Origin of the sequence: Helcobacillus massiliensis (assembly GCF_033106145.1) — a bacterium.
Lineage (GTDB): Bacteria > Actinomycetota > Actinomycetes > Actinomycetales > Dermabacteraceae > Helcobacillus > Helcobacillus massiliensis.
Window position 1 is genome coordinate 2,220,336 of the sequence record NZ_CP136959.1, and the last position, 25,168, is coordinate 2,245,503.

Sequence of the window (25,168 nt, forward strand, 5' to 3'; positions counted from 1 at the left end):
ACACAAAGGAAACACCATGAAATTCACTCCCAAAGAGCTCATTGCCCTGGGTATTTTCACCGCCGTCTACACCGTCATCTACATGGCATTCAATATGCTCGGGGCGGTCGCGCCGATCCTGCAGCTGGTGGGCGCCACGCTCGCTACCCTGCTGAACGGCATCACCTTCATGCTCTTCCTCACCCGCGTGCGCCACGCGGGACTGATCACCCTGATGGCGCTGCTGCTGGGCATCCTGGTGACGATCGCCGGCCACCACCCCATCAGCATCGTCACCGCCCTGGTGGCGGGAATCGCCGCAGACGTCATCGCCTCTCGCGGCGGATACCGCGCCACGGTCCCGACCGTGGTGGCCTATGGCGTGTTCAACCTGTGGGTGGCCGGCGGTTACCTGCCGCTGCTGTTCATGCGCGATTCGGTGCTCTCGGAATACCGCCGGCAGATGGGGGATCAGTGGGCCGATGCATTCAATGCACTGTTCAGTCCTGCGGTCATCATTGTGCTGATCATCGGCACCGTGGTGGTGGGCATGATCGGTGGGTGGATCGGTCGGCGTGCGCTGTCCAAGCACTTCGAGCGTGCCGGACTGGCCTGACGTGTTCGATGTCCGGTCCCTCGTCTTCACGGTGGTCACCCTCGACGCGCTCGTCCTCGCCGCCCTCCCCCGCCGCATCGACCTGCTGGCGCTCGCCGTCCTGATGCTCCTGCTGCTCGCCTACCGGCTGTGGCGTCAGCTCTTGGCACTGGTGGCTCTGGCAGTGGTGTTGCTGGGCGCCGCCTGGCTGCTCAGGTTGGGCAGCGGTCCGGTAGTGGGGGCGCTGGGGATCGCCGTGCTGTACCTGTGGCGGTACTCCCTGGCCGGGGCATTCGGCTGGTTCCTCATCACCCGGGTGAGGCCCACCGAATTCATGGCGGCGATGACCCGCATGCGCATCCCCCAGTTCCTGGCGGTGCCCATCGCGGTGGTGCTGCGCTTCGTGCCCACCGTGCTGACCGAGGGCCGGGCGATCATCGATGCCATGCGCATGCGCGGGCTGCTCGGCGGTCCGCTCTCGGTGCTGCGCCACCCCATCCGCACCGCGGAATACCTGGTCATTCCGATGCTGGCCGGGGCGGTGCGGGCCGGTGACGAGCTGACCGCCTCGGCGCTGTGCCGCGGTTTCGGCTCCCCGGGGCGGCGCACCACCATCGTCCAGCTGCATTTCGGGGTGGCCGATGTGGCGCTGATGCTCGTGACGGTGGCGGTGGCCGCCTACGGATTCGGGGTGGGGCTGCGATGAGCGAAGCCGTACGGCTCAGCGGGGTCACGGTGCGCTACGCCGGCAGCACGGATGAGGCACTGCGCGACATCGACCTCACCCTCCATGCCGGGGAGGTGATGCTGGTGACCGGCCGCAGTGGGTGCGGGAAATCCACCCTCATGGGCCTGGTGAACGGCCTGGTGCCGCATCTGCACACGGCCGAGATCAGCGGCAAGGTGGAGGTGCACGGCCTCACCCCGGCCGATGAGGAACTGCATCAGATGGGGCGCGTGGTATCAACGGTCTCCCAGAACCCTAGGACCCAGTTCTTCTGCGCCGATTCGACGGCGGAGATGGCCTTCGCCGGGGAGAACGCCGGGCTGGAACCGGATCTCATCCGCCGGCAGATCGCTGCTGTCACCGAAAGGTTGTCGATGACCCGCCTGCTGGGACGGCCGGTCGCGCAGCTCTCGGGCGGCCAGAAGCAGCAGGTGGCGATCGCCGCCGCGGCGGTCAATGATCCGCAGCTGTATGTGCTGGACGAGCCGACCTCGAATCTCGACGATTCCGGAGTGGAGGCGGTGCGGAGGCTGCTGGGGCACCTGCGGGAGGCGGGCTCCACCGTGCTCATCACCGAGCATCGGCTGGCGTTCCTGCGCCGGCTGGTGGACCGGGTGGTGGTGCTCGATCGCGGGCGGATCGCGATGGACGTGCCGGCCGCGGAGTTCTTCGCGCTCGACGATGAGCGGCGGCGTGAGCTGGGCCTGCGCCGACTGTCGGAGGAGGCGGGATCAGCGTCGCCGGCGGGCGCCCGGAGCACCGCGGAACAGGGCGCTGGCGGCCTCGAGGTGGAGGGGCTGTCCTACCGCTACCGTCGCGGGCTTCCCCCTGCCCTCGTGCTGGATCGCCTGCATGTCCCCCGCGGTCGCGTCACCGTGGTCACCGGACCCAATGGAGCGGGGAAGTCCACCATGGTGCGGGTGCTGTCGGGGCTCGCCCAACCGCAGCGCGGCACCATTCGCCTGGACGGCAAGCCGCTCGATCGGCGCGCGCTACTGGCTTGCAGCCACGTGGTCATGCAAGACGTGAACCGGCAGCTGTTCTCCGACACCGTGGAGGGCGAGCTGGTCACCGGTGCCGGGCGCCGGCAGACCGAGGGGGTGCTGGAGGGGCTCGGGCTCGACGGCATGGGCGAGCGGCATCCCATGTCGCTCTCCGGTGGGCAGCGGCAGCGCCTGGCAGTGGCGGCGGCGGTGGCGGCAGAAGCCGACCTGGTGTTCTTCGATGAACCCACCTCCGGGCTGGACCACGACGGGATGCTCGCGATCGCACAGCTCGCCCGGCGCCTGGCGGATGACGGCCGGGTGGTCGTGATCGTCACCCATGATCAGGAGCTCGCCGCGGAGTGCGCCGATGTGGTGGTGAGCGTCGGTCGGTGAAAATCCGGGTGCGCGTGAGTGCGGTGCAGTCCGTCTCTGCGGGGATCTTGTCGGCTGCGGAGCGTGAGCGGGCGGCAGGGTTCCGCCGCGAGGCGGACCGCGCGGCGTACGTCGGCGCGCATGTCTTGTTGCGCACGGAGCTGAGCCGGGCGGATCCGCTGGTCGAGCCGGCCCAGTGGGAGTTGGACCCGCGCCGGCCCGGCCGCGTACCCGGGCACCGCTGGCGGTGGAGCCTTTCGCACACGCGCGGGCAGGTGGCGGTGGTCATCTCGCCCGGAGTGGCATGCGGCATCGACACCGAGGCCGGTGACGTCTCCGGCTGGGAGGCATGGGGGCGCGAGGTCCTCTCGGGGGCTGAGGGGCGCTGGCTTTCCTCCCTGCCGGCGGGGGTCAGAGACGCGGGCTTCCGCCACTTGTGGACGGTGAAGGAGGCACTCGCCAAGGCCACGGATCGGGGGCTCGGGGCGTGGCTGAGGGGCGTGACGGTCAGCCTCGGCGCGCCGATCACGGTGTCCGATGAGGAAGGGCGGCTCCCCTTCACGGTGTCCTTGGCGGCGGGGGCGGTTCCCACGGCGGTGGCCGTCGCGGGCGAAAGTCGGGGCGTGGAGTGGGTGTTCGCGGCCGACCCGCCGGCGGCAGGCAGGTAGGCGCGTTTTCGGCGGCTCTGCGTGGCACCCGACCGCCGCTCCGGGATCGTGGCGGCGATGTCCCGTTCGTGCAGCCTGCCCGGGGGTCAGCACGAACGCGAGCGCGCGGCCTTTCCCGTCGCAGACCAGGTGATTCTTGGTCGTCAACCCACCGCGAAAACGGCCGATCGCGTGATCAGGAGGCTCGGCCCCGAACTTCCTGTAGTTCGACCTGGCCCCCTGTGTCCCGCTTGAGGGTCGTGCCGTGCTGATGCACGCGCACGTGCTGGAGTCGTTCGCGAGGTACGTGGCGCCCGAGCTCGGCTGGGTGCCCGCGACCGAGGGGCCGGCGACGGGGTACACCCGCGAGGAGCTCAGCGCCTACGGGGTGTGAGGCCCCGTCGGCCGACGGGTTCCATGCGTTTCAGCGCTCTTGATCCCGATCGAGGGCGCTGAAACGCATCAAACGGTCGGCGACGGCGATGCCGGTGGTCCGGGCGGCGTCGGCGCCGGGGGCCGGCCGGCGAGCTGGCCCTCCTTGCGGAACTGCCCGGTCGCGGCGAGCACGGCGAGGATGACCGCGAGCGCCGCCCACATCGGCACGCCCGCGGGCCCGGCGAGGATCATGTTCGGCGGGTGTTCGGCGTCGCCGAGCAGGATCAGTGCGCCGGCGGAGGCGTTGAGGGAGGCGTGCGCGAACACGGCGGGCCACACGGAGCCGGTGCGCAGCCGCAGGAAGCCGAGCAGAGAGCCCATGAGGATGCAGAAGATCGTCATCAGGCCCACGCCGCGCAGGTCGTACAGCCCGTAGTTGTGGCCGAGCAGGGTGATCGGTGCGTGCCACACTCCCCAGATCGCGCCGGAGAGGATCAGCGCGGGCCACACGCCGAGGGGGCGCAGGCGGGGCAGGAGCCAGCCGCGCCAGCCGATCTCCTCGCCGAGCGCGGGGATGAGGATGACGATGAGGGCGTTCAGCGGCGCGGCGAGGATCTGCAGCCAGGCGAGCAGCGCGGGGTCCATGGGGGTGCCCGGCGGGATCATCCGCGCGGCCATCGAATAGTCCTGGAGGTCGAGCTTCACCAGGCCGACCGCGGCGGTGAGGAACGGCAGGGCGAGCAGCAGCAGCCACATGCCGACGAAGGCGGCGAGGGTGACGCCGACCGTGCGCTTCCACGGCTGCAGCGGCCAGATGCCGAGGTCGCGCAGGCGGTGCTTTCCGGGCCGCTTCATGGTGAAGGTGACGATGAGGGCGGCGATGGCGGGGGTGAACATCAGCAGCACCGGCAGGAGGACGGGCAGCCACGCGCCGACGGTGTTCAGGCCGTTCTCGCCGAGGTGCAGCGGCAGCATGACGAGCCAGCCGAGGCCGTAGGCGATGGCGATGAACACGGCGACGGGTCCCCACGCGACGGTGGTGCGGTCGGGGATGGGGCCGTGGATGCCGGTGGCGGCGGCGCCGGTGGGGGCGGCGTCGGGGCGGCCGACGGGTTCTTCGGGCATGCGCTGTCTCCTCAGCAGGTGGCGGGCAGCAGGCAGGCGCGCAGCTGCTCCAGGGTGTCGACGAGATGGGTGGGGCCGGCGGCGGCGACGTCATCACGCGAGGCGGCGCCCCAGGTGACGCCGATGGTGGCGACTCCGGCGGCTTGCCCGGCGCGGATGTCGGTGGGGGCATCGCCCACGTAGACGGTGTCCTCGGGGGCGGAGCCGGACAGGTGCATGGCCCGCAGGATGGGGTCGGGAGCGGGCTTGTTGCGGGGCACGTCGCCGTTGCCGATGAGCAGGGGGACGGCGGGCAGGCCGGACACTTCGATGCCGCGGTGGGCGAGGCCGGGGTACTTCGCGGTGACCACGCCGATCTCCACACCCTCCTGTTCGAGGAAGAGCAGGAGGCTGCGGACTCCGCGGAATGCGCGGACCTGGTCGTCGTGCTTGACGCGGTTGATGCGGCGGTACGTCTCGACGAGCTCTTCGACGCGGTCGGGGGCGATGGGCCGGAAGGTGTCCTCGAGGGTGAGGCCGATCCAGCTGCGGACCTCGTCAACGCTGAACGGCGGGATCCCCGCTTCCGCGAAAGTGGCGTGGAACGATTCGATGATCAGCCCGATGGTGTCGAGGAGGGTGCCGTCGAGGTCGAACAGGACGGTGCTCCAGCGCGGTTCAGCAGGGCTCACGGGAGTCCTTTCGTCGTGGTGCGGGGCCGGGCCGGCAGGGCACCACCGTATCGGGGGCCGACGGGTGCCGGCACGTGCGTCCCGCTGCCCCGACTTTAAATGTCGCTCCCCCTTTCTACGGTGCCGCCATGACTGACACGATGACCTCCCCGCAGATCCTGCTGCAGAACCCGTCCGCGCCCCCGGCCGCTCCGCCGGTCCTTCCGCTGCGCCTGGAGCGCCGCGCCGATGGGCAGTGGGTGGAGGTGTGGCCCGCCGCGTGCGATCAGTGCCGGCGCCCGGGCCGGTGGGCGCGGCCGGGCTGGCACTTCTGTCGGTGCCCGCAGGCCCGGGCGGGCGGGCACCGGCTGCTGCGGTGCAAGTCGTGCCCGCGGGAGATCGTGCTGGGGTGCGCCACGGGTGCTGAGGCCGTGCCGTATCGGCAGCTGCGCTGACAGTTATCCACAGTGGAGCGCTCGCCGATGGACGTCGTCCGGCCCGACCCTAGACTCAGAATCATGGATCCAGACCTCACGCCTTCCCCAGATCAGAGCCACCCGTTCCAGGTCGACCTGCGCGCGGTGGTGGAACTGCTGAGCACGAACATCTACTCCCATCCGAGTGTGTTCGTGCGCGAACTGATCCAGAACGGCCGGGACGCGATCGCGGCTCGTGTCGATGCGGCGCGCGTCGGCGAGACCGACCCGTTCTCCGAGGAGGACGGCCTCATCACGATCACCCCGAGCGGCACGGACAGCCCCGAGCTGACCGTGCATGACAACGGCGCCGGCATGCAGCACGAGGAGATGGCGCAGCTGCTGGCCACCGTCGGCCGGTCCTCGAAGCGGGACCTGCTGGAGGCGCCGCGCCGCGACCGGCTCGGCCAGTTCGGCATCGGCCTGCTGTCCTGCTTCATGGTGTCGGACGAGATCGTGGTGGAGACCCGGCCGGCGCGCGGCGGCTCCGCGTCCCGCTGGGTCGGCCGGACCGACGGCACCTTCACCATCAGCCGCCTCAGCGACTCCGAGGGCGACCAGCTGCCCGTCGGCACCACGGTGCGGCTGAGCCCGCGGGAGGACCGCCGCGACCTCACCCAGTACCGGCAGGTGTGGGAGCTGGCGGTGAGGTTCGCGGAGTTCCTGCCGGTGCGGGTGCGGGTCGATGGCCCGCGCGGCACCGAATCGCAGGTGAACCGCGATGCGATGTTCGACCGCGGCATCGCCGGTGGGCTCAGCGCCGCTGGCCCGGCCGGCGACCCGGTCATGGCGTTCACCGAAACGGACGAGCTCAACCGCCTCATGCAGTACGGCACGGAGCTGCTCGGTGTGCAGCCGCTGGCCGTGATCCCCCTGGAGATCGAGGAAGCAGGCACTCGGGGCACGGCGTTCGTGCTGCCGTTCGCGCCCAGCCCCGGCGCCCGGCAGGCCACCCGCGCCTACCTCGGCGGCATCCTCGTGGGCGACTCGGTGCCGGACCTGCTGCCGGAGTGGGCGTTCTTCACCCGCGTGGTGCTGAACTCCACCGGCCTCACCCCCACCGCGAGCCGCGAAGGGTTCATCCAGAACGCGGCGTTCGCCGCTGTGAAGCGCGGCATCGCCGACCAGCTGCGCGCCTGGGTCGTGGACCTCGCCCAGAACAACCGCCTCGGGCTCACAGCGTTCCTCGAGGTCCATGACCTGCCGCTGCGATCCCTCGCCCAGCATGATGAGGAACTCGCGCGGATCATCCTGCCGCACCTGACGTTCGAGACCAGCGCCGGGCGGATGCTGCTGAGCGACCTGGTGCGCACCTCGCCGCAGGTCCGCTACGCGGGGTCGATCCAGGAGTTCCGGCAGATGGCGGGCGTGCTGAGCCCGTCGGAGCCGGTGATCAACGCCGGGTACGTCTATGACGAGCAGCTGATGCCGATGATCGAGCGGGTGTTCCCGCACGTCACGGCGCAGCGCCTCGACGTTCGCGACGTGATCGCGCAGCTGGCGGAGGTGATCGGTCCCGAAGCGGAGCAGGCGCGCCACCTGGAGCGGGCGGCGCAGGAGGCGCTGACGGACCTCGACTGCACCGTGCAGGTGCGGACGTTCCGCCCTCTGGAGGTGAACGCCCTGTACGTGGTGGACCCGGACATCCTGCGATCGATGGAGCTGCGGCGCCTGGAGGAGGAGACCGACGGGTTCTGGGGCGACCTCATGCGCGACATCTCCCCGCCGGCGGAGTCGGCAGAGCAGATCGCTGCTGAGGACGCCGCCACGCTGGTGCTGAACTGGGCGGCTCCCCTGGTGCGCGTGCTCGCCTCCTCCGAAGACGACGTGGTGGTGTCCCGCACGATCCGCATGCTGTACGTGCAGGCGATGCTCGTGGGGCAGAACCCGCTGCGCCGCGCTGACCGGGCCGTGCTGAACGAGTCCCTTTCGGACATGGTGGCGCTGTCCACCAGTGTGCTGCGCTCGGACATCTCTGCGGCCGATTTCACCGACGCCCCGGGGGACGACGATGCTCCCGGTCCCGCATCCGGGCCGACGAAGTAGGCTCAGGACATGCGACCTCTTCAGCAGCAGATCATCGTCGAGATGGGCGTCAAGCCGTCGATCGACCCGGCGCAGGAGGTGCGCGCCCGCGTCGCCTTCCTCAAGGACTACCTGCGCGCCACCGGCGCGAAGGGGTACGTCCTCGGCATCTCCGGCGGCCTCGACTCCACCCTCGCCGGGAAGCTCGCACAGATGGCCGTGGAGTCGCTCGCCGACGACGGCATCGACGCCCGCTTCGTCGCCGTACGCCTCCCCCACGGGGAGCAGTTCGATGAGGACGATGCGCAGAACGCTATGGACTTCATCCACGCCGGCTCCGAATGCACCATCAACATCAAGCCGGCAGCGGACGCCCTCAAGGAGGAGTTCGCCCGCGCCACCGGAGAGGAGATCAGCGACTTCAACCACGGCAACGTGAAGGCGCGCCTGCGGATGGTCGCGCAGTACGCACTCGGCGGCCAGGACGGCCTCCTCGTGATCGGCACGGACCATGCGGCGGAGTCCACAGTCGGCTTCTTCACGAAGTTCGGTGACGGCGGTGCGGACATCCTGCCGCTGTACGGACTGAACAAGCGGCAAAACCGCCAGCTGCTTCAGCACCTCGGCGCCCCCGCCGGCCTGTGGAAGAAGGTGCCGACCGCGGACCTGCTGGACGGCAGCCCCGGCCGCACCGACGAGGACGAGCTCGGCATCAGCTACGACGACATCGACGACTACCTCGAAGGCGACACCGTCACGGTGGAGGTCGCGGAGAAGATCGAACAGAAGTACCTCGCTTCGCGGCACAAGCGCACCACGCCCGTCACCATCCACGACACCTGGTGGGCCGCCCAGACGTGACCGATTCCCTCCCCGCCCTGCTGCACCGATTCGACACCGAGCCGATGACCGCGAGCGAGCGGTGGGACATCGGCAGGCGCGCCGAACAGCTCGCCGACGAAGCCGGGGACGACCAGCAGCTGTACGCCGTGCGGATGCGGCTCATCGGCCACGCCCGCGAAGTGTCCGACACCGACGCGCAGCTGTCGATGTTCCTGTGGTGCGCGTTCAAGCACGACCAGGACCCGGCGCGCTTCCCCACCCGACCCGTGGACGGCAGCCCCGGCATCGACCTGCTGTGGTGGTACAAGTGGCTGATCGACTCCCTGCTGTCCCGGCCGCAGTACTCCCTGGACCAGATCCGCACGTCCCTGTCGATGATGGAGGCCGCATACCGGCGCGACGGGGCGGGTGCCGCCGGTCCGCTGTGGGCGCGCCTGCAGCTCGCCATGGACCACGGCAGCGACGACGACATCCGCACCGCCCTCGCCGCGATCCGCACCACCCCCAGGGACGCCTACTCCCACTGCGACGCGTGCGCGCAGGCCTCCGAAGTGTCGATCCGTCTCAGCCTCGGCGAAACCGAGGAAGCGCTGCACGACCTCGAGGTCCTGATCGCCTCCGAGGACCTATGCGCGGAGGAACCGGAGGGCATCGCCTCCGAAATGCTGGTGGAGCTGTGCCGCGCCGGGAAGGCGGAGCGCGCCGCCGAACTGCAGGAGATGAGCTACCCGCGGATCATGTCGATGCCGGTGCATCTGCCGCTGCAGGCCCGCCACATGCTGTTCTTCGCCGTCACCGGCAACGTGGGCCGCGCCCACGAGCTGCTGGTGCGGCACCTGCCGAACCTGTTCCACACCGGCGTGTCACCCTCGGGACGGCTCTCCGCGCTGACCCTGCTGCTGCGGGTCGCGCGGCTCCTCCAGCACGCCGGGTACGGGCACCTCGTGCTGCCCGGCACCGATACCCGCGCCGCCCGCAGCATCCTCGCTCTCCCCGCGCCCAGCACCGCCGACCAGAACGACGCGGCACCCGTCGGCCCCCTCACCATCACCCAGTTCGCCGACGCCGCACGCGACCGCGCCCTCCGCCTCGCCGCCCAGTTCGACCGCCGCAGCGGCCACACCCGCAGCACCGACGCCGTCCGCCGCGCCGAGGAGAACCTCGACGAACGCTTCCCCCTCGACCTCGGCGGGCGGGAGGTGCTCGAGGCCGCGCTGCCGCCGCTGCCCAGCGACCAGGACACCGACGGCATCGAACTCGGCCTGGAGCTCTCCTACATCGCCCGCGGCCACGACGACCCGATGCGGATGGACTACCCGCCGCGCATCGTGCTGCGCGAGGAGGCGGACACCGAACGGAAGCTGCGGGCGCTGTCCGTTCTGCTGCAGCATGAGGAGACGCGGGACTTCGAGGAACTGTTCCAGCTGTTCCTGCTGCTGCATGCCGATCTTGAACATGACGAGTTCGCGCTGAAGCAGCGGGAGCACGGCGAGCAGCTGTGGCGGCCCATCGACGCCGCCCCAGCGGGCGACGGCCCGGTGTGGGAGCCGTTCGACCCGGTAGCCGAATGGGCGTCCGCTGCGAGCCCCGAATGGCGCCTCGAAGTGGCACTGCAGCTGGCGCCGCTGGCCGCCCAGTACTGGGAGGAGGTCGCGGAGGACGCCTACGAGGAGGCGGCCCTGCGCGGCGAGGAGGCCCTCGCGGAGCTGACCGCGTGGGAGGAGCGCGGGCTGAATCTGCTCGTGTGGGCGGTGGAGTCGCCCGAATCGCAGTGGGAGAGGATCGCCGACGACCTGCACCGCGCCTTCGCCGAGCAGCTGGCGGATCTTCCGAACCCGGACTGGTACACGGTGATGGCGCTGATCGTGGTGAACGCTCGCCTCTCGTTCGGGGAGCACCGTCTCGCTGATGCGCTGCGGGAGGGCCTGGACCAGTTCCAGTCGGTGACGATGGTGCCGCCGTCCTGCCACTACCTGATGGCGCTGCTGTACCAGGAGTCGGCGCGGGTGGGGAACGCCATCGGGCAGGTCACCGCGATGACCTCGCAGATCCGTGCCGTGGAGGCGGAGATCGATGCCGGGGTCGACCCGGCGGATGCGTCCGTGCTGATGCGATCCCTCGGCATCGACATCGCCGGGTACCCGGAGATCGACCCGTTCGCTGACCTGATGGAGGGCCGGATCGCGGCGGCGGTGGAGCATCCGCTGCTGGTGGCGCACCTGTGGATCCGCGCGTCCGCGGTGATCCAATGGCGCCTCCCCGACCCGAGCAGCAGCCGCGCGGGAACAGCCGAGCAGTACCGGATGATGCGGCTCGAGGCCCACAAGGACGCGCTGCGCGCCGCCCGGCTCGGCCTGCTCGCCGTGGAGCGCGCGGAAGCGAGCGGCGCCGCGAAGAGCGACGCGGAACGGGCGTTCATCTCCCGCGCCGACGGGCTCAACGCGATCGCGGCAGCGATCCAGCTCGCCGACGACCGCGGGGACGAACTGCAGCTCGTGCTGCAGGACCTCATCACCTTCTATGACGACGCACTCGCGGCAGCGGGGACGCAGTCGAACCGGGCGGGGCTGCTCAGTGCGCTGATCCGGTCCGCGCAGGCCGGCGCCCGCACCCTGCCGATGGACCTGGAGACCCCGATCGCGAACGCGCAGCGCGGCCTCGACCTGCTGGAGGGCCATCCACAGAACCGGGCCCAGCCGCTCACCTCGCCCGATTCCCATTTCGCCTCGCCCGATTCCCAAGCAGCCCTGTCCGCGTGCCTCGCCATCATGCTGCTCGCCATCGGCGCGGCCCCCGAATCCGAGGACCACCTCGACCGTGCCCTCGACCGCGTCACCCCGGGCACGGACGACCAGCCGATTCTGCGCTCCCTCCTGGGCCTGCACGCCTCCCGCATCGCCGAGGACATGCCCGGCACCACCGTGCGCATCGCCACCCGGCTCCTGGAGCAGCAGCCCCCGCGGTGGGAGAACATCGCCGTGCTGGACGCTCTCCTCACCGCGGCGATCCACTGCAACGACCGCGACCTCGCCCTCGCCGCTGCGGGAGAGATGCTCGACCACGGCAAGGCGCTGAACAGTGCGTCGATCCGCCGCACCGCACACATCCACCGCGCACAACTGCTCGGGGCCCTCACCCGCGAGGGGTGCGACGAGTTCCTCCGCGCCTGGGACGAGGACCCCGCGAAGGACGTCCACCGGTGGCCGCTGCCACTTGCAGACCTGTTCCAGCGCTCGCTGAGGGCCAACGGGATGCACGCGACCGCCGAGGAGATCTTCGGCAGCGCCTGACCGGCGCGGCCTCCCCGCGGCGGTCAGGGCCGAAGGCTGGGACGGCGCGGATCAAGTCCCGCAGAAGGTGCGGAAGCCGGCGCCGTCCTCGGCTCCCGGCGTCGACAGATGCTCCAGGCCCGGAAGCGACTCGAACGGTGAGGCCAGTGCCCGCAGCAGGTCCTCCAGCTGCAACTGATCCCCCGTCTCCGCGGCGTTCAGAGCCCGCTGCAGGTGCCCGTTGCGCGCGATCACCACCGGATTCACCTGATCCGCCAGCGACCCGTCCACGTCCAGGCCGCTTCTGTCCGCGAACTGCTGCAGCTCCTCGCGGCGCTGAGAATCCGTGCGATGGAAGCGCCGGAAGAACACCGTGAAGTCCTCGCCCTGCTCCTCCATCTGCCGCAGGGTCTGGTCCACGAACTCAGCAACCGGCTCGAGCAGGTCCCCGTCGGCCTCCCCCGGCAGGCGCAGTCCCAGCTTCGCCGCGAACAGTCGCGTGCGCTGCTGCTGGAACCGGTCCGCATACTCGCCGAGCACACCCGTGGCGGCCTCCACCGCCGCGTTCGGGTCCTCATCGATCAGCGGCAGCAGGCACTCACCGAGCCGCGCCAGGTTCCACTGCCCGATCGCCGGCTGGTTGCCGTACGCGTACCGCCCCTGGTGGTCGATCGAACTGAACACAGCGCCGGCGCGATAGTCATCGAGGAACGCGCACGGCCCGAAGTCGATCGACTGACCCGACAGCGTCATGTTGTCCGTGTTCATCACCCCGTGGATGAACCCCACCGACATCCACTGCGCAATGAGATCCGCCTGCGCGATGGCCACCGACCGCAGCAGCTCCAGGTGAAGGCTCGTGCCGCGCTCCTCAGCGCGATCGGGGGCCGACGGGTGATGCGCGTCGATCGCCCACTCGCTGAGCCGCCGGAGCAGGCCGTCGTCCTGCGACTGGGCGGCGAGCTGCATCGTCCCCACCCGCAGGTGGCTCGCCGCAGTGCGCACCAGCAGGCCACCGGGCTGCGGCCGCTCCCGCATGACCGTCTCCCCGGTGCGCAGCACCGCGAGCGCCCGGGACGTCGGGATCCCGAGGTGGTGCAGCGCCTCCCCGATCACGTATTCGCGCAGCATCGGGCCGAGCGGACCGCGGCCGTCACCGCCGCGGGAGAACGGGGTGGGGCCGGAGCCCTTCAGGTGGATGTCCAGCCGCGCCGGGCAGAGGGCCGACGGGTGCTGGGCGGTGGCGGGTGCCCGGCCAGCCGCGGGGACACTGCCGAGCAGGAGGGCGCGGCCGTCGCCGAGGAGGGGCGAGAACTGGCCGAACTGGTGCCCGGAGTACGCCTGGGCAACGGGCCCGAACGAGTCGGACTCCTCCAGCGGGCCCTGCCCGGTGAGGAAGCGGATCCCGTCAGTGGAGCGCAGGTGTTCCGGTCCGAGCCCCAGATCCGCAGCGAGTTCGTCGTTGAGCCGGGCGATGGCCGGCTGCGGTGGCTTCAGCGCCGCATGCGGGACGCTGAGCTCGGGGAAAGCGCGGGCGAAGTCCTGGTCGATGTCCACGGCCCCAGGGTACGGGCCGGCCGCGGACGCAGCACATCTTCCTGACCAGTCAGTCAGACAGTGATGATTTGGGCGCCCAAAACACTGTCAAGCAACCACAGATATTCACCAAAGAGAACACCTGATGAACTCTGCGGATTCGCATGTTGTTTCGCAGCGCCACAATCTGCGCAATTGCACAACAGTGTCATTGATTCGAGGGTTAGCTCGGAATAACACCGATATGTCAACAGCACCCGTCGGTCGGCCCTCAATCGGGGTTACCAGCGGTAACTTCTGGGCGGAGCTGCAAGTTCTTGCACTCATCGCCCGAAAGCCCGGCGAATCGGACATAACAGTCCCTGGCCAGGTCAGCGGACTGCTGGCTACCGTCGTTGCTCGGTCCACAGCTCGGATCCCCTCTCTTCCGGTTCGAGCCGCGGACCTCACCCTCCACCGACGACTCAAAGGATCAGCAATGTCCCTGACCACGAATCTGACGAAGAAGGCCCTGCTCACCCTCGGGGCCGGCGCCCTCGTCGCCTCCATGGCGGCATCGCCCGCCACCGCCGGCACCACGGTCGACGACCGCCCCGAGACCCCCGAGAACAACAAGAGCCTGCCGATCGTCCACACCACCAACGGCAGCGACAAGCTGAAGGCCAACGCCCTCAACCCGCACCCCGTGTGCAACGCCTGGGAGGACAAGCGCACCGTCGTCTACGAGGTGAAGGACTCGTTCCTGCCCGTCGGCACCATCTCCACCAAGAACGAGACGGACCACACCATCCCGCTGACGCAGAACACCTCGAAGTCGCAGACCATCTCCATCTCGGTCAACGGCTCCCGCACCGAGTCCCTGGACGTCAACGCCGGCGGCACCAAGAGCGGCGAGAACGGCTCCACCCAGGCCGGCATCGCCTACTCCCTCGCCACCACCATCGGCGGCGACGCCTCCTACTCCCTGTCCTGGGAGGTCGGCCAGCAGATCGGCCCGTACGACGTTCCCGCAGGCCACACCGGCGAGGCGACCTACGGCTTCCGCGCCATCAACATGAAGGGCACGCAGCAGTACTGCAAGCTCGACGGCACCTGGTCCACCCCGACCGCATGGCGCGCCTTCACCCCGATCAAGAACGAGGTCCGCGTGAAGAACTACGCGAACCCCGCCGACTCCTACTGATCCCCCCTTCTCATCCTTCCCGGCTGGGGCCCGCACACCTCAGCGGGCCCAGCCCCCGACTCTGGAGCAGCACAATGACCACCTTCACTCGTCGCACCGCCCTGACCTCCCTCATCGCCCTGGGTGCGTCGGCATCCGTCGGCACCGCCGCTATGGCGGCCGACGCCGCCCCCGCACAGGCCGAGCTCGACCTCCGTCCGTTCTTCACCGTGTCCTCCGCCAAGGCCCCCGGCTACGCCGGCCTGGTGGCGCTGCGCGTGGAGAACGTCGGCTCCAAGCACTACTACGCGAACTTCCCGATCGTGTCCTTCCGCATCGACGTCCACACCGAGAAGGGCCCGGAGGGCGTGGACCGCGTCATCACCCCGGGCTGGTTCAACGGCGCCTACACCCGCGACCTCGGCTTCGATAAGGAGACCTCCACCCGCAGCTTCCTCGTCACGCTGTCCAACCCGGTCAACAAGGGCGAGAAGCAGCTGATCGCCAACCTGAACTTCGGTGACGGCAACACCCGCGAGGGCCGCCTGTTCAACTCGGTCACCGTCACCCAGGTGGGCCGCGCCAAGGGCGATGTCTCCGAGGCGAACGACCAGAAGATCAGCTCGAAGCAGCACACCCTCACCGACACCGGCAAGAAGCACCCGGGCGTCTTCTGATCCCGCCTGCCGGCGGAGTCCGTCGGCTCGAATCCGTCGGCCTGATCCTGCCGACCCCGCCGGCCCGTGGATGATCTCCGCGGGCCGGCTCTTCTCTGCCCGCCACCGCTCCGGCCGCCCCTGCTCCGGCCGCCGGTCTCCGCCCGCCACCGCTCGGCCCCTCGCTTCAATTGCGTGCGTTTCAGCGCTCTTGATCCGGATTGAGCGCGCTGAAACGCAGGGAACTCACCGGAGCGCGGCGCATACCGGCCCCATGAGCCCTGCCGCGCCGACGACCCTGCCCACCGCCCACATCCAGGGACTGCGCGTCATCGCGCACGGCCTCACCCGTCTCCGCGAGGACGCCGCCGCCCACATGCTCGCCACGCAGGCGCAGCTGTACGACTCCGGGGTGCGCGGCCTGCAGGTCCGCTCCACCATCCCCATCGCCGAGGAGATCGCTGCCGGGCGGATCGTGCGCACCTGGTCGCAGCGCGGCACCCATCACCTGCTCGCCGCCGAGGACGCCACCTGGATGATGCGGCTGTGCGCCCCGCGCGCATGCTGATGCACCGCGACGCGGCGGAGCTGCTCGAGAGCGACGACTGGCCGGCCCTCCTGGAGGAGGCGCTGGGTGCGCAGGTGGACCTGCCGGCGTTCGATGAGTTCCTCATCGGCTACAAGGACCGCGCCCGGTTCGTGCCGGCACGCCTCGCCGGGAGCGTGGGACCCGGCATCAACGGCATGTGCTACCCCTTCACGATCCGCGGCGGCATGGTGGTGAACGGCGCCGGGCCTGCAAAAGCGGCCGCACGGAAGCGATGACGAACCCCCGTTAACCTTCCGTTCACCATTGCTGTGATGTTGTCTTGCGGTAGGTCTCGATAACATCTCGGCTCTGCAACAGACGTTCATGGAGCGTTAGCCTGCAAGTGGCCTTTTGTTCGCATATCGTTCCCACGAATCTGGTGTGTCAATGTCTCCCACTTCTGCTCCGGCGCCCGACGTCACGGAGAACCAGGGCTTCCTCGGTGCCGACCGCTGGTGGCATCTCGCCTTCGGCTCGCTCATGGCCGTCACCCTCATCGTCTTCACGCTGTGGACCCGCGGGCACCTGCCCAACGGCCAGTTCGGCATCCTCATCGTCGTGGCGATCCTGCTGGGTCTGTTCATGGCGTTCAACATCGGCGGCAATGACGTCGCCAACTCGTTCGGCACCTCGGTGGGCGCCGGCACCCTCACCATGAAGCAGGCACTGCTGATCGCCGCCGTCTTCGAGGTCTCCGGTGCGCTCCTCGCCGGCGGTGAGGTCACCGACACCGTGAAGAGCGGCATCGTGGACATCGGCCCGATCTCCGCAGACCCGATGCAGTTCGTGTACATCATGATGGCGGCCCTGTTCGGCGCCGCCGTGTGGCTGCTGGTCGCCACGAAGTTCGGCCTGCCCGTGTCCACCACGCATTCGATCATCGGCGCCATCGTGGGTGCGTCCCTCGTGGTCGGCTACTCCACCCATTCGGGCGGACTGTCGATGGTGCAGTGGGACCAGATCGTGCAGATCGCGGTGAGCTGGGTGCTGTCGCCGGTGCTGGGCGGCATCGTCGCCTACGCCCTGTTCTGGTTCATCCGCCGCTACATCCTGCTGTACAACCGCAAGGCCACCCGCCGCCTCGCCGCCGTCAAGGAGCAGATGCTCGAGAGCGGCGATGAGGAAGAGGTGGACCGCATCACCTCGCTGCAGGCCCTCGCCTACTCCAACCGCCCAATGAGCGCCCGTGAACGCGCCCAGCTGGCGATCGATGAGGACGTCGACCTCGACGCTGAGGAGGCGGAGCATCAGTTCTACCGCACGATGCGCAAACTGGACCGCAAGGTCGATGACATCCGCAGCCACCGCGCCCTCACCTTCTGGGTGCCGCTGCTGGGCGCGTTCGGCGCCGTCATGATCACGGCGATGCTGCTGTTCAAGGGCCTGAAGAACACCGGGTTCGAACCGACCACCACCCAGGCCGTCGTCGGCCTGGCCATGGTCGCTGTGATCGCGTGGATGTCCCTGTTCATGTTCGCGAACAGCCTGCAGACCCGCTCCCTGTCCCGAGCCACGTTCATCCTGTTCGCCTGGATGCAGGTGTTCACCGCGAGCGCGTTCGCGTTCTCGCACGGCTCCAACGACATCGCCAACGCCATCGGCCCGTTCGCCGCGGTGCTGGACGTCCTCGCCACCGGTGAGGTGGGCGAAGAGGCCATGATCCCGCTGCCGGTGCTGGTCGCGTTCGGCATCGCGCTCGTGGCGGGCCTGTGGTTCATCGGCCGCAACGTCATTCAGACCGTGGGGTCGGGCCTGACGAAGATGCACCCGTCCTCCGGCTTCGCTGCTGAGCTCGCCGCTGCAACCGTGGTGATGGGCGCCTCGCAGCTGGGCCTGCCGGTGTCCTCCACGCACATCCTCATCGGTGCCGTGCTCGGTGTGGGCATGGTGAACCGGGCCGCGAACTGGCGCATGATGCGTCCGATCGCGCTCGCGTGGATCGTGACGCTGCCGGTCGCCGCGGTGCTCGGCGCAATCGCCGTGACGGCGTTCCGCACCGTGTTCTGATCCGTTGCGCGGGCGCGGGGCTCTAGGCTGCCGATATGCAGGAACCTTCGGCCCCCACGGGCACCTCACCAGCCGCCTCCTCCCCACGCCCAGCACCCGCCCTCACCCCGGGGCTCTACGAGCGCGTAGAGACCGTCGGCCTCCTCCACCTCATCCAGGAGGCCCGCGATGCCGGCCTGCGCGTCGAGGAGCCCGCCGACGTGGACGCCGCGGACGCCGCACATGTGCTGACCGTGGAAGTAGCGGAGCGTCTGCACCGCGTCCTCGACCAGATGAAGGACAGCAGCGACCAGATCGACCTCGCCAACCGCATCCTCGACCTGCTCGACGCCGCCGCCCCTGCCCGCGACAGCGCCCCCGCCTCCACGATCATGCCGGGGCCGCGCCTGCTGCGCAGCATCGCCGACCCGCTCGTCGCCGCACCGCCGCACCCGGAGATCCCGCTGCGGGACGCCGCCCTGCTCACCAACGCGAAGCACGATCCGAGCCTGTCCAGTCAGCTGCTCAAGGAGATCGACAGCGCCGACCGCATCGACCTGCTGTGCGCCTTCGTCAAGCACTCGGGGCTGCGGATCCTGCACGCGAGCCTGAAGCGAGCCCGAGAGCGCGGCATCCCGATCCGGGTTCTGACCACCACCTATATGGGCGCCACGGACGCCACCGCGGTGCAGCGGCTGGCTCAGGAGTACGGCGCGCAGGTGAAGGTCTCGTACACGGCGGACACCACGCGGCTGCATGCGAAGGCGTGGATGTTCCACCGCCGCACCGGGTTCAGCACCGCGTATGTGGGGTCATCGAACCTGTCCTCGGCGGCGCTGGTGGACGGCTTGGAGTGGAACGTGCGGCTGTCCAGCACGGCGACTCCGCGGCTGCTGGAGAAGTTCGACTCCGCGTTCTCCACGTATTGGGAGTCCGACGAGTTCGTCCCGTTCGATCCGGCGCGGGACCTGGACCTGCTGACGTCCGAGATCGCGCGGCAGTCGATGCGCAGCGCGCCGGCGCCGCGGCCCAGCGAGGATCTGGCGATCACCACCGCGCACGTGGATGTGCGCCCGTACCCGCATCAGGCGCGGATGCTGGAGCATCTGGAGGCGGAGCGCACTCTGCATGACCGGCACCGGAACCTCGTGGTGGCGGCGACCGGCACCGGCAAGACGATCCTGGCCGCGCTCGACTACCTGCGGCTCTGCCCACCGAGTGGGCCGCGGCCCACCCTGCTGTTCGTGGCGCACCGGCAGGAGATCATCGAGCAGGCGCGCCGCACGTACCGCACGGTGCTGAAGGACGACACGTTCGGGGAGGTCCTGGTGGGCGGGCAGCGGCCGCAGCGGTGGCGGCACGTGTTCGCGTCGATCCAGAGCCTGTCGAAGGCGCGCCTGGTGAACGAGGTGGACCCGTCGGCCTTCCAGGTGGTGGTGGTGGACGAGTTCCACCACGCCAGCGCCTCCTCGTACCGCCGCGTCCTCGAGCACCTGCGGCCGGAGGAGCTGCTGGCGCTGACGGCCACACCGGAGCGGGCCGACGGGGTCAGCGTCGCGACCGAGTTCTTCGACGGCCGGATCGCGAGCGAGCTGCGGCTGTGGGACGCGCTGGAAGAGGACCTGTTGGTCCCGTTCCACTACTTCGGGGTGGCCGACGGGACCGACCTGACGCAGGTGCGCTTCGCCCGCGGCCGGTACGACGAGCAGCAGCTCGCGCAGATCCTCGCCCACAACCGGGACCGTGCGGCACGGGTGATCGAGGCGCTGCGCACCACGGTGACCGATGTGGCCGGGATGCGGGCGCTCGGGTTCTGTGTGAGCGTGGCGCATGCGCAGTTCATGGCCGAGGTGTTCACCGAAGCGGGGATCGCGTCGGTGGCGCTGTCGGGTGAGTCGCCGCAGGAGGTGCGCCGGGATGCGCTGAACGCCCTGCGCGCGGGGGATCTGCGGTGCATCTTCGCGGTTGACCTGTTCAATGAGGGCCTGGACATTCCTCAGATCGACACGATCCTGATGCTGCGGCCCACGCAGTCGGCGACGATCTTCCTGCAGCAGCTGGGGCGCGGTCTGCGCCGCAGTCACGGCAAGGCGCTGCTGACGGTGCTGGACTTCATCGGTGAACAGAACCGGTCGTTCCGCTTCGATCTGAAGTTCCGGGCGCTGACGGGCACGAGCCGGCGCCGCCTCGAGGACCAGGTGCGCAAGGGCTTCCCGTTCCTGGCGCCGGGGTGCGAGATCGTGCTGGATGAGACGGCGCAGGACATCGTGGTGCAGTCGATCCGCACCCAGATGGAGATGACCACGCGGGAGCTGGTGGCGGATGTGCGCTCTCACGCCGGTGTGGCGGCCGACGGGTCCCTGGGAGAGCTGACGCTGCGGGCGTACCTGGAGGAGGCGGATCGGACGCTCGAGGACGTGTACGGGGCGCGGGCGTCGACGCGCACCTATCAGGGGTCGAAGCGGTCGACGTCGTGGCGGAGCGTGTCGGATTGGGCGTTCGGCACGGACCTGATCCGGTTGCCGAGCGCGGAGGAGGAACGGCTGCTGCAGCGGGCGCGGGCGTTCACGGCGGTGGATGACCCGGTCCGGCTGCGCCTCTACCGCGACCTGCTGCTGAACCGGGTGGACCTCGCTGCAGCTGATGCGCCCACGAAGCTGGCGGCGGCGATGCTGGTGTTCTCGTTCTTCCCGGGCGGTTTCACCCGTCCTGATGGGGAGGCGTTCACCGGGTCGGATGGATCGACCGATTCGGTTCAGGCGCGGGAGGCGGCGGTCGCTGCCGGCGTGGAGCACCTGCGGTCTCTGCCGGCAGTGGTGGGTGAGCTGCTGCAGATCTTCGAGGTGCGTGCTGAGCAGATGGACACGGTGCCGCGAGCGCTGGAGGGCCGTTTGGGGGCGGTGTCGCCGCTGTGCACGCACGCCGCCTACACCCGCGAGGAGCTCCTGGCGGGGCTCGGGGTGGGGACGCTCGATGCGGAGAAGCCCGGGTCGATCCGTGAGGGCGTAAAGTACGTGCGGGCCTTGAACACGGACATCCTGCTGATCACGCTGAAGAAGTCGGAGGCGGACTTCTCCCCGTCCACTCTGTACCGCGACTATGCGCTGAACCAGCAGGAGATGCATTGGGAGTCGCAGTCGCTGACGGGGGCGGACAGCCCCACCGGCCGGCGGTACGCCGACGGGTCCTCGACCGTGGTCCTGTTCGTGCGTGAGACGAAGACGGGGGACATCGGAACGGAGCCGTACACCTGTCTCGGCACGGCGACGTGCGTCTCGGCCACTGGGTCGAAGCCGATGCAGATCCAGTGGCGCCTGGATCGGGCGATGCCGGGCGACCTGTTCCTCGCCGCGAAGGCCGTGGCGTAGGGCGTGCCCGCGTCCAGCTCGCCCGATTCGCTCGCCCCCGCCTCACCGTCGCCGTGAAGGCGAACACGCTGGGTGCGGGGCTGTTCGCGTTCTGACCGGGCTACGGTGGGTCCATGCCGCGCCCCGCTCGCCCCAGCCCCGCCTTCTCCCCAGCGCGCCTGCTCACCGGCCTCGCCCTGATCGCTGCGGCTCTCCTGATCGGTCTGCTCACCCGCACCAGTGCACTCACTGCCGCGGACCAGACGCTGTCCACGGCCGCGATCGACGCCCGCACTTCGGCCCTCACGGGGATCGCGCAGCTGTTCACGCCGCTGGCGAGCCCGCTCGGCAGTGTGGCCCTCGCCGCGGTCGCGGTGATCGCCCTGGTCGCGGCCACGAGGCGCTGGTGGTCCGGCCTGCTGGTCATCGCGTCCACGTCCGGCGCGGGGGTCCTCACGGACTGGTTGAAGGAGGTCTCCGGTCGGGAGCGGCCACCGGAGACCCTTCGCCTGGTGCACGAGACGAGCCCGGCGTTCCCGTCGGGTCATTCCACGGGCGCGGCGTCGCTGGTCACGGCGATCGTCCTTGTTCTCGTCCTGTGCGGCGCCGTCCGGACCAGACGCGCCCGCGCAGCCCTCATCGCCGCAGCGGCGGCGTGGGTGGTGACAACGGCGCTGATCCGCATCTACCTGGGGGTTCATTGGCCGTCGGACACCGTCGGCGGGGCACTGGTGGGCGCCGGGGCGGCGATCGCGCTCAGCTCCTGGTGGCCGTCCGAGAAGATCGTCGCGGAACCAGGCCAGCGCGAGCACCCGTCGGCCCCCTGAGCGCCGCTCGCCCGAGAAGGTCAGCCGAGGGCGATGCGGTGCGCGACCTTCAGCACCAGCTTCTTCGGCGCCCGCGGGATGATCACCTTCGCCAGCACGGTGTTCGCGAACCCGTCGATGAAGCTGGGGGCGCTGCCCTCGAGCTTCTTCAGCGTGGTGTCCACGAGATGGTCGGGGCTCTGCATCGGCAGGGCGAGACCGGTCGCCTCCGCGTTGTCGAAGAACTCGGTCTTCATCGGGCCGGGGCAGGCGGCGAGCACGCGGATGCCGTGCTTCTTCTCCTCGTACCAGAGCGCTTCGCTGAACGACAGCACGAGCGACTTCGACGCCGCGTAGACCGCCATATCGGGGATCGGCTGGTACGCGCCGGTGGAGGCGATGTTGATGATGGTGCCGCGGCCGCGCTCCCGCATCGCCGGCAGCACGCGGGCGGCGAGCCCGACGGGGGTGACGCAGTTGAGCTGCACCTGCTTCTCCAGCGTGCCCGGGGTGGAGTCCTTGACGGGGCGGATGGTGGCGAACCCGGCGTTGTTGACGAGGACATCGACCTCGAGGCCGCGGCGTTCGATCTCGGTCATGAGCGCCTCGGGGGCGCCTTCGCGGGCGAGGTCCTGGCCGATGACCTGGACGTCGATGCCGTAGCCGCTCGAAAGGCGGGTGGCGAGGGCTTCGAGGCGGTCGGTGCGGCGGGCCACGAGGATGAGGTCGTGACCACGGCGCGCGAAGCGGTCCGCGAAGATGGTGCCGAGGCCGGATGAGGCGCCGGTGATGAGGGTGTGCACGATGGGGCTCCTTGGGCCGCGGGGTCGGCGAGCGGTGGGGCGCGCCGACGGGTTCGGTCTCGCTGGTGCCTCCAGGCTAGGAAGGGCGGCCGACGGGTGCCAACACCCTGTGATGGACACGGATCACCGTTATGCTCTGAACTGCGCGAATCAGACACGGGCCCGGTGGTAGGTTGAGCGCTGTAGAAAACGGTGTGATGCGTCGGCCCACGGCACGCTGAGCATCCGTCGGCCGTGATGGCCGCCGAGCAGGAACGAACAGGAACAAGGGGGTTCGTCGTGCAGGATCCGAAGTCGGCATCGCCTGATTCGCGGCCGCCGTTCCTGAACACCGGCGATGAACCGCTGCCGTCGGATCTGCCGTCGGATCCTGATTTTCCGACCCGTTTCCAGGCCGCTGTTCAGCGGCGGAACCTGAGCCTGCACCGGATGCGGGAGCATCTGAAGTCGCACGGCGTCAGCGTGTCCGCCTCCACTCTCAGCATGTGGCGCACGGGCCGCACGAAGCCGTGGCGCGACCAGTCGCTGCGCGCGCTGCAGGCACTGGAGTCGATCCTGGACACGCCGCCGGGCTATCTGACGGCGGCGGAGCAGCAGGTGGAGAAGGGGTCGGAGTCGTGGTGGGCGTCGATCCGGACCCGTCCCGAAGTGCTGAACCATAGCGAGGAGTACGCGCAGGTGCGCAGGGAGGTGGGACTGGACGGCCCGCCGGAGCTGCGCAACGCGTTCATGCACTGCACTGTCTGGTACAACGAGAACGGCCAGTTCATGGGTGCGCGCAGCACCCACATCTTCCAGGCGGTGGAGGCGCGCGGTGAGCGGTCCCTGCAGGCCACGTTCCCGGATGCGCACGGTGATCGGAATCCGCATCGGGTCAACGTGCGCGCGGGCGGTCGCATCGGCCTGCAGCGCGTGTTCGAAGGATCGGGGCAGACCGTGTTCGAGCTGATCCTCGATCAGCCGCTGGAGCGCGGGCAGATGGCGTACGTGGAGTACGAGATGACCCCGAGCCGGCTGGACGCTCCGCGGTCGAGGCCCCTGTACGACGTCCGCACCACGAACGCGATCGGCCAGTTGGGCATGGAGCTGCACTTCCATCCGGACTGCCCTCCGCGCAGGCCGAAGATCCGCCGGCACAACATGGCCTCCCAGCCGGAGGGGACGGAGTTCCTTGACGACTCGAAGGACGGCGCCCTGCTGCTGGTCACCACCGATGAGTTCGTCGCCAACGGCGGCATCTGCATGGAGTGGGAGTGGGACGGATGAACACGAAGGCGGTGCACCACCCGGAGCCGACGGGGCCGACGGATCCTGCCGCTGACATGGGCGTTCGCCGTGACACGTTCGCGGAGGCGCTGGCCACGGCGATGACGGAGCGGGAGTTCACGTACGCGTCCCTGGCGCAGGCGCTGAAGAAGCGCGGCGCATCGGTGTCGGCGCCGACTCTGCGGACCTGGTCGAGGGGCGAGGGTGCGCCGGCGCGCGGCTCGACCCGCCGGGCGGTGGCCACGATCGAAGAGGTGCTGCAGCTGCGGCCGGGCAGTCTGAGCACCCTGCTGGATGTGGAGTCCTCCGAGCTCGCGGAGCACTCCTGCCATGACCATTTCCCCACCCTGTGCCGTGTCATGGCGGATTCTCGGCGGGCGTGCACGGTGACGCCGATGCCGGGGCACCGGCCGCTGATGCTGCTGTCCGAGCTGGATCTGCGGGACCCGTCGGCGCCGACCGTCACGCTGCGGCTCACGTTCACGTCGTCGCTGGCGGACATGAACTGCGTGCACGTCGCGGTGGACTCTGCTGACCTGTCGCGCGAACCCATCCGGATCGACGGCGCGCAGGTGGGCGAATGGTGGCCGGTGCCGGGGACGTCGCTGACGGTGGTGGAGCTGCTGCTGCCGCATCTTCTGGCGATCGATGACGCGTGGGCGATCGAGGCCGTGCTGCCGGCCGCTGAGGGGGCGGGCCAGCCCGGTGATGATGGGCGTCGCCGATTCCATACGGTGGCGACTCGCCCGTTCAATGCGTGCGTGGCGTCCGTGCTGCTGCCGGAGGCGACACGGACTGTGCCGGAGCCCGAGTATGTGGCGGGGTGGCGTCGGCGCCGGGCGGGGCAGACCACCCCGGATTCGTCGACGACAGTGGCGCCGGTGGCGGCGTCGATCCAGTCGGTCGCCGTCGATGGCGAGGATGGGGACGTCTGGGTCCGGTGGTGAC

The 25,168-nt window shown here is 69.7% G+C and carries 22 protein-coding genes and 1 pseudogene; 18 read left to right on the forward strand and 5 right to left on the reverse strand.

Annotation, left to right across the window (positions count from 1 at the left end; genetic code table 11):
• Window positions 1-16: 16 nt before the first annotated feature.
• Genes R3I40_RS10110 through R3I40_RS10125 form a run of 4 tightly spaced genes read left to right on the forward strand, consistent with a single transcriptional unit; the run spans window position 17 to window position 3,327 of the window.
• Entirely contained in the window at window positions 17-595 is a 579-nt protein-coding gene (locus R3I40_RS10110) for an MptD family putative ECF transporter S component (RefSeq protein ID WP_183377178.1), read from the forward strand.
• Window positions 579-1,280, forward strand: coding sequence for an energy-coupling factor transporter transmembrane component T (locus tag R3I40_RS10115; protein WP_158239525.1), 702 nt, complete (start codon window positions 579-581; stop codon window positions 1,278-1,280). Before R3I40_RS10110 ends, R3I40_RS10115 begins: the two co-directional genes overlap by 17 nt.
• Complete coding sequence (locus R3I40_RS10120; RefSeq protein ID WP_281368101.1) at window positions 1,277-2,680, forward strand: ABC transporter ATP-binding protein; 1,404 nt, start codon at window positions 1,277-1,279, stop codon at window positions 2,678-2,680. Before R3I40_RS10115 ends, R3I40_RS10120 begins: the two co-directional genes overlap by 4 nt.
• Window positions 2,677-3,327: a 4'-phosphopantetheinyl transferase family protein gene (locus R3I40_RS10125; protein WP_183377180.1), complete on the forward strand. Its 651-nt coding sequence runs from the start codon at window positions 2,677-2,679 to the stop codon at window positions 3,325-3,327. Before R3I40_RS10120 ends, R3I40_RS10125 begins: the two co-directional genes overlap by 4 nt.
• Window positions 3,328-3,396: 69 nt before the next feature.
• On the opposite strand, the pseudogene R3I40_RS10130 reads toward R3I40_RS10125, so the two are convergent.
• Window positions 3,397-3,513 (reverse strand): annotated as a pseudogene (locus R3I40_RS10130) (IS5/IS1182 family transposase); the annotation flags it as partial.
• 58 nt (window positions 3,514-3,571) lie between these two features.
• Between R3I40_RS10130 and R3I40_RS10135 the strand changes: the two are divergent.
• Complete coding sequence (locus R3I40_RS10135) at window positions 3,572-3,700, forward strand: hypothetical protein (RefSeq protein ID WP_259923696.1); 129 nt, start codon at window positions 3,572-3,574, stop codon at window positions 3,698-3,700.
• Window positions 3,701-3,768: 68 nt separating this feature from the next.
• On the opposite strand, the gene R3I40_RS10140 is transcribed toward R3I40_RS10135, so the two are convergent.
• Window positions 3,769-4,806, reverse strand: coding sequence for a CPBP family intramembrane glutamic endopeptidase (locus R3I40_RS10140; protein WP_285261735.1), 1,038 nt, complete (start codon window positions 4,804-4,806; stop codon window positions 3,769-3,771).
• A gap of 11 nt (window positions 4,807-4,817) precedes the next feature.
• A complete protein-coding gene (locus R3I40_RS10145; RefSeq protein ID WP_285261734.1) occupies window positions 4,818-5,477 on the reverse strand; it encodes an HAD family hydrolase in 660 nt (219 codons plus the stop codon).
• 128 nt (window positions 5,478-5,605) lie between these two features.
• On the opposite strand from R3I40_RS10145, the gene R3I40_RS10150 reads away from it, so the two are divergent.
• The 4 genes from R3I40_RS10150 to R3I40_RS10165 all read left to right on the forward strand — a co-directional run bounded on the left by R3I40_RS10150 (window position 5,606) and on the right by R3I40_RS10165 (window position 12,090).
• Entirely contained in the window at window positions 5,606-5,911 is a 306-nt protein-coding gene (locus R3I40_RS10150) for a hypothetical protein (RefSeq protein WP_183377183.1), read from the forward strand.
• Window positions 5,912-5,974: 63 nt separating this feature from the next.
• Complete coding sequence (locus tag R3I40_RS10155; protein ID WP_285261733.1) at window positions 5,975-7,978, forward strand: HSP90 family protein; 2,004 nt, start codon at window positions 5,975-5,977, stop codon at window positions 7,976-7,978.
• A 9-nt stretch (window positions 7,979-7,987) separates the two neighbouring features.
• Window positions 7,988-8,818 carry an NAD(+) synthase gene (gene nadE, locus R3I40_RS10160; protein ID WP_239376351.1) on the forward strand — a complete coding sequence of 277 codons (831 nt, stop codon included), beginning with the start codon at window positions 7,988-7,990 and terminating at the stop codon, window positions 8,816-8,818.
• Window positions 8,815-12,090: a hypothetical protein gene (locus tag R3I40_RS10165; RefSeq protein ID WP_285261732.1), complete on the forward strand. Its 3,276-nt coding sequence runs from the start codon at window positions 8,815-8,817 to the stop codon at window positions 12,088-12,090. Before nadE ends, R3I40_RS10165 begins: the two co-directional genes overlap by 4 nt.
• 51 nt (window positions 12,091-12,141) lie before the next feature.
• Here R3I40_RS10165 and R3I40_RS10170 read toward each other — a convergent pair whose 3' ends face one another.
• Window positions 12,142-13,626: a protein adenylyltransferase SelO gene (locus tag R3I40_RS10170; RefSeq protein ID WP_285261731.1), complete on the reverse strand. Its 1,485-nt coding sequence runs from the start codon at window positions 13,624-13,626 to the stop codon at window positions 12,142-12,144.
• A gap of 457 nt (window positions 13,627-14,083) precedes the next feature.
• Between R3I40_RS10170 and R3I40_RS10175 the strand changes: the two genes are divergently transcribed.
• From R3I40_RS10175 to R3I40_RS10205, 7 genes are all read left to right on the forward strand, one after another.
• Window positions 14,084-14,788, forward strand: a complete 705-nt coding sequence (locus tag R3I40_RS10175; protein WP_239376357.1) for a hypothetical protein — start codon at window positions 14,084-14,086, stop codon at window positions 14,786-14,788.
• Window positions 14,789-14,862: 74 nt separating this feature from the next.
• Window positions 14,863-15,444: a hypothetical protein gene (locus R3I40_RS10180; protein ID WP_239376358.1), complete on the forward strand. Its 582-nt coding sequence runs from the start codon at window positions 14,863-14,865 to the stop codon at window positions 15,442-15,444.
• A gap of 253 nt (window positions 15,445-15,697) precedes the next feature.
• Entirely contained in the window at window positions 15,698-15,991 is a 294-nt protein-coding gene (locus tag R3I40_RS10185) for a DNA glycosylase AlkZ-like family protein (RefSeq protein WP_239376359.1), read from the forward strand.
• Window positions 15,970-16,248, forward strand: a complete 279-nt coding sequence (locus tag R3I40_RS10190; RefSeq protein ID WP_239376360.1) for a hypothetical protein — start codon at window positions 15,970-15,972, stop codon at window positions 16,246-16,248. The genes R3I40_RS10185 and R3I40_RS10190 overlap by 22 nt, the downstream gene beginning before the upstream one ends.
• A 151-nt stretch (window positions 16,249-16,399) precedes the next feature.
• Window positions 16,400-18,019, forward strand: coding sequence for an inorganic phosphate transporter (locus tag R3I40_RS10195; RefSeq protein WP_259923688.1), 1,620 nt, complete (start codon window positions 16,400-16,402; stop codon window positions 18,017-18,019).
• A 35-nt stretch (window positions 18,020-18,054) separates the two neighbouring features.
• Window positions 18,055-21,366, forward strand: coding sequence for a DEAD/DEAH box helicase (locus tag R3I40_RS10200; protein WP_285261730.1), 3,312 nt, complete (start codon window positions 18,055-18,057; stop codon window positions 21,364-21,366).
• Between the two features lie 113 nt (window positions 21,367-21,479).
• Entirely contained in the window at window positions 21,480-22,172 is a 693-nt protein-coding gene (locus R3I40_RS10205) for a phosphatase PAP2 family protein (protein WP_285261729.1), read from the forward strand.
• A gap of 20 nt (window positions 22,173-22,192) precedes the next feature.
• Here R3I40_RS10205 and R3I40_RS10210 read toward each other — a convergent pair whose 3' ends face one another.
• Entirely contained in the window at window positions 22,193-22,954 is a 762-nt protein-coding gene (locus tag R3I40_RS10210; protein ID WP_259923685.1) for an SDR family NAD(P)-dependent oxidoreductase, read from the reverse strand.
• 279 nt (window positions 22,955-23,233) lie between these two features.
• Between R3I40_RS10210 and R3I40_RS10215 the strand changes: the two genes are divergently transcribed.
• The gene (locus tag R3I40_RS10215; RefSeq protein ID WP_285261728.1) at window positions 23,234-24,220 is read left to right on the forward strand and encodes a helix-turn-helix domain-containing protein; all 987 of its coding nucleotides are present in this window, start codon (window positions 23,234-23,236) and stop codon (window positions 24,218-24,220) included.
• Window positions 24,208-25,167, forward strand: a complete 960-nt coding sequence (locus tag R3I40_RS10220) for a hypothetical protein (protein WP_317699979.1) — start codon at window positions 24,208-24,210, stop codon at window positions 25,165-25,167. Before R3I40_RS10215 ends, R3I40_RS10220 begins: the two co-directional genes overlap by 13 nt.
• The last annotated feature ends 1 nt before the right edge of the window (window position 25,168 follow it).

What these genes read in the sequence shown, in the direction of transcription:
- R3I40_RS10205 (WP_285261729.1), top strand. Translation starts at nt 21,480, where the DNA reads ATGCCGCGCCCCGCTCGCCCCAGCCCCGCCTTCTCCCCAGCGCGCCTG.
- nadE (WP_239376351.1), top strand. Translation starts at nt 7,988, where the DNA reads ATGCGACCTCTTCAGCAGCAGATCATCGTCGAGATGGGCGTCAAGCCG.
- R3I40_RS10185 (WP_239376359.1), top strand. Translation starts at nt 15,698, where the DNA reads ATGAGCCCTGCCGCGCCGACGACCCTGCCCACCGCCCACATCCAGGGA.
- R3I40_RS10150 (WP_183377183.1), top strand. Translation starts at nt 5,606, where the DNA reads ATGACTGACACGATGACCTCCCCGCAGATCCTGCTGCAGAACCCGTCC.
- R3I40_RS10180 (WP_239376358.1), top strand. Translation starts at nt 14,863, where the DNA reads ATGACCACCTTCACTCGTCGCACCGCCCTGACCTCCCTCATCGCCCTG.
- R3I40_RS10140 (WP_285261735.1), bottom strand. Translation starts at nt 4,806, where the DNA reads ATGCCCGAAGAACCCGTCGGCCGCCCCGACGCCGCCCCCACCGGCGCC.
- R3I40_RS10155 (WP_285261733.1), top strand. Translation starts at nt 5,975, where the DNA reads ATGGATCCAGACCTCACGCCTTCCCCAGATCAGAGCCACCCGTTCCAG.
- R3I40_RS10110 (WP_183377178.1), top strand. Translation starts at nt 17, where the DNA reads ATGAAATTCACTCCCAAAGAGCTCATTGCCCTGGGTATTTTCACCGCC.
- R3I40_RS10200 (WP_285261730.1), top strand. Translation starts at nt 18,055, where the DNA reads ATGCAGGAACCTTCGGCCCCCACGGGCACCTCACCAGCCGCCTCCTCC.
- R3I40_RS10195 (WP_259923688.1), top strand. Translation starts at nt 16,400, where the DNA reads ATGTCTCCCACTTCTGCTCCGGCGCCCGACGTCACGGAGAACCAGGGC.
- R3I40_RS10120 (WP_281368101.1), top strand. Translation starts at nt 1,277, where the DNA reads ATGAGCGAAGCCGTACGGCTCAGCGGGGTCACGGTGCGCTACGCCGGC.
- R3I40_RS10175 (WP_239376357.1), top strand. Translation starts at nt 14,084, where the DNA reads ATGTCCCTGACCACGAATCTGACGAAGAAGGCCCTGCTCACCCTCGGG.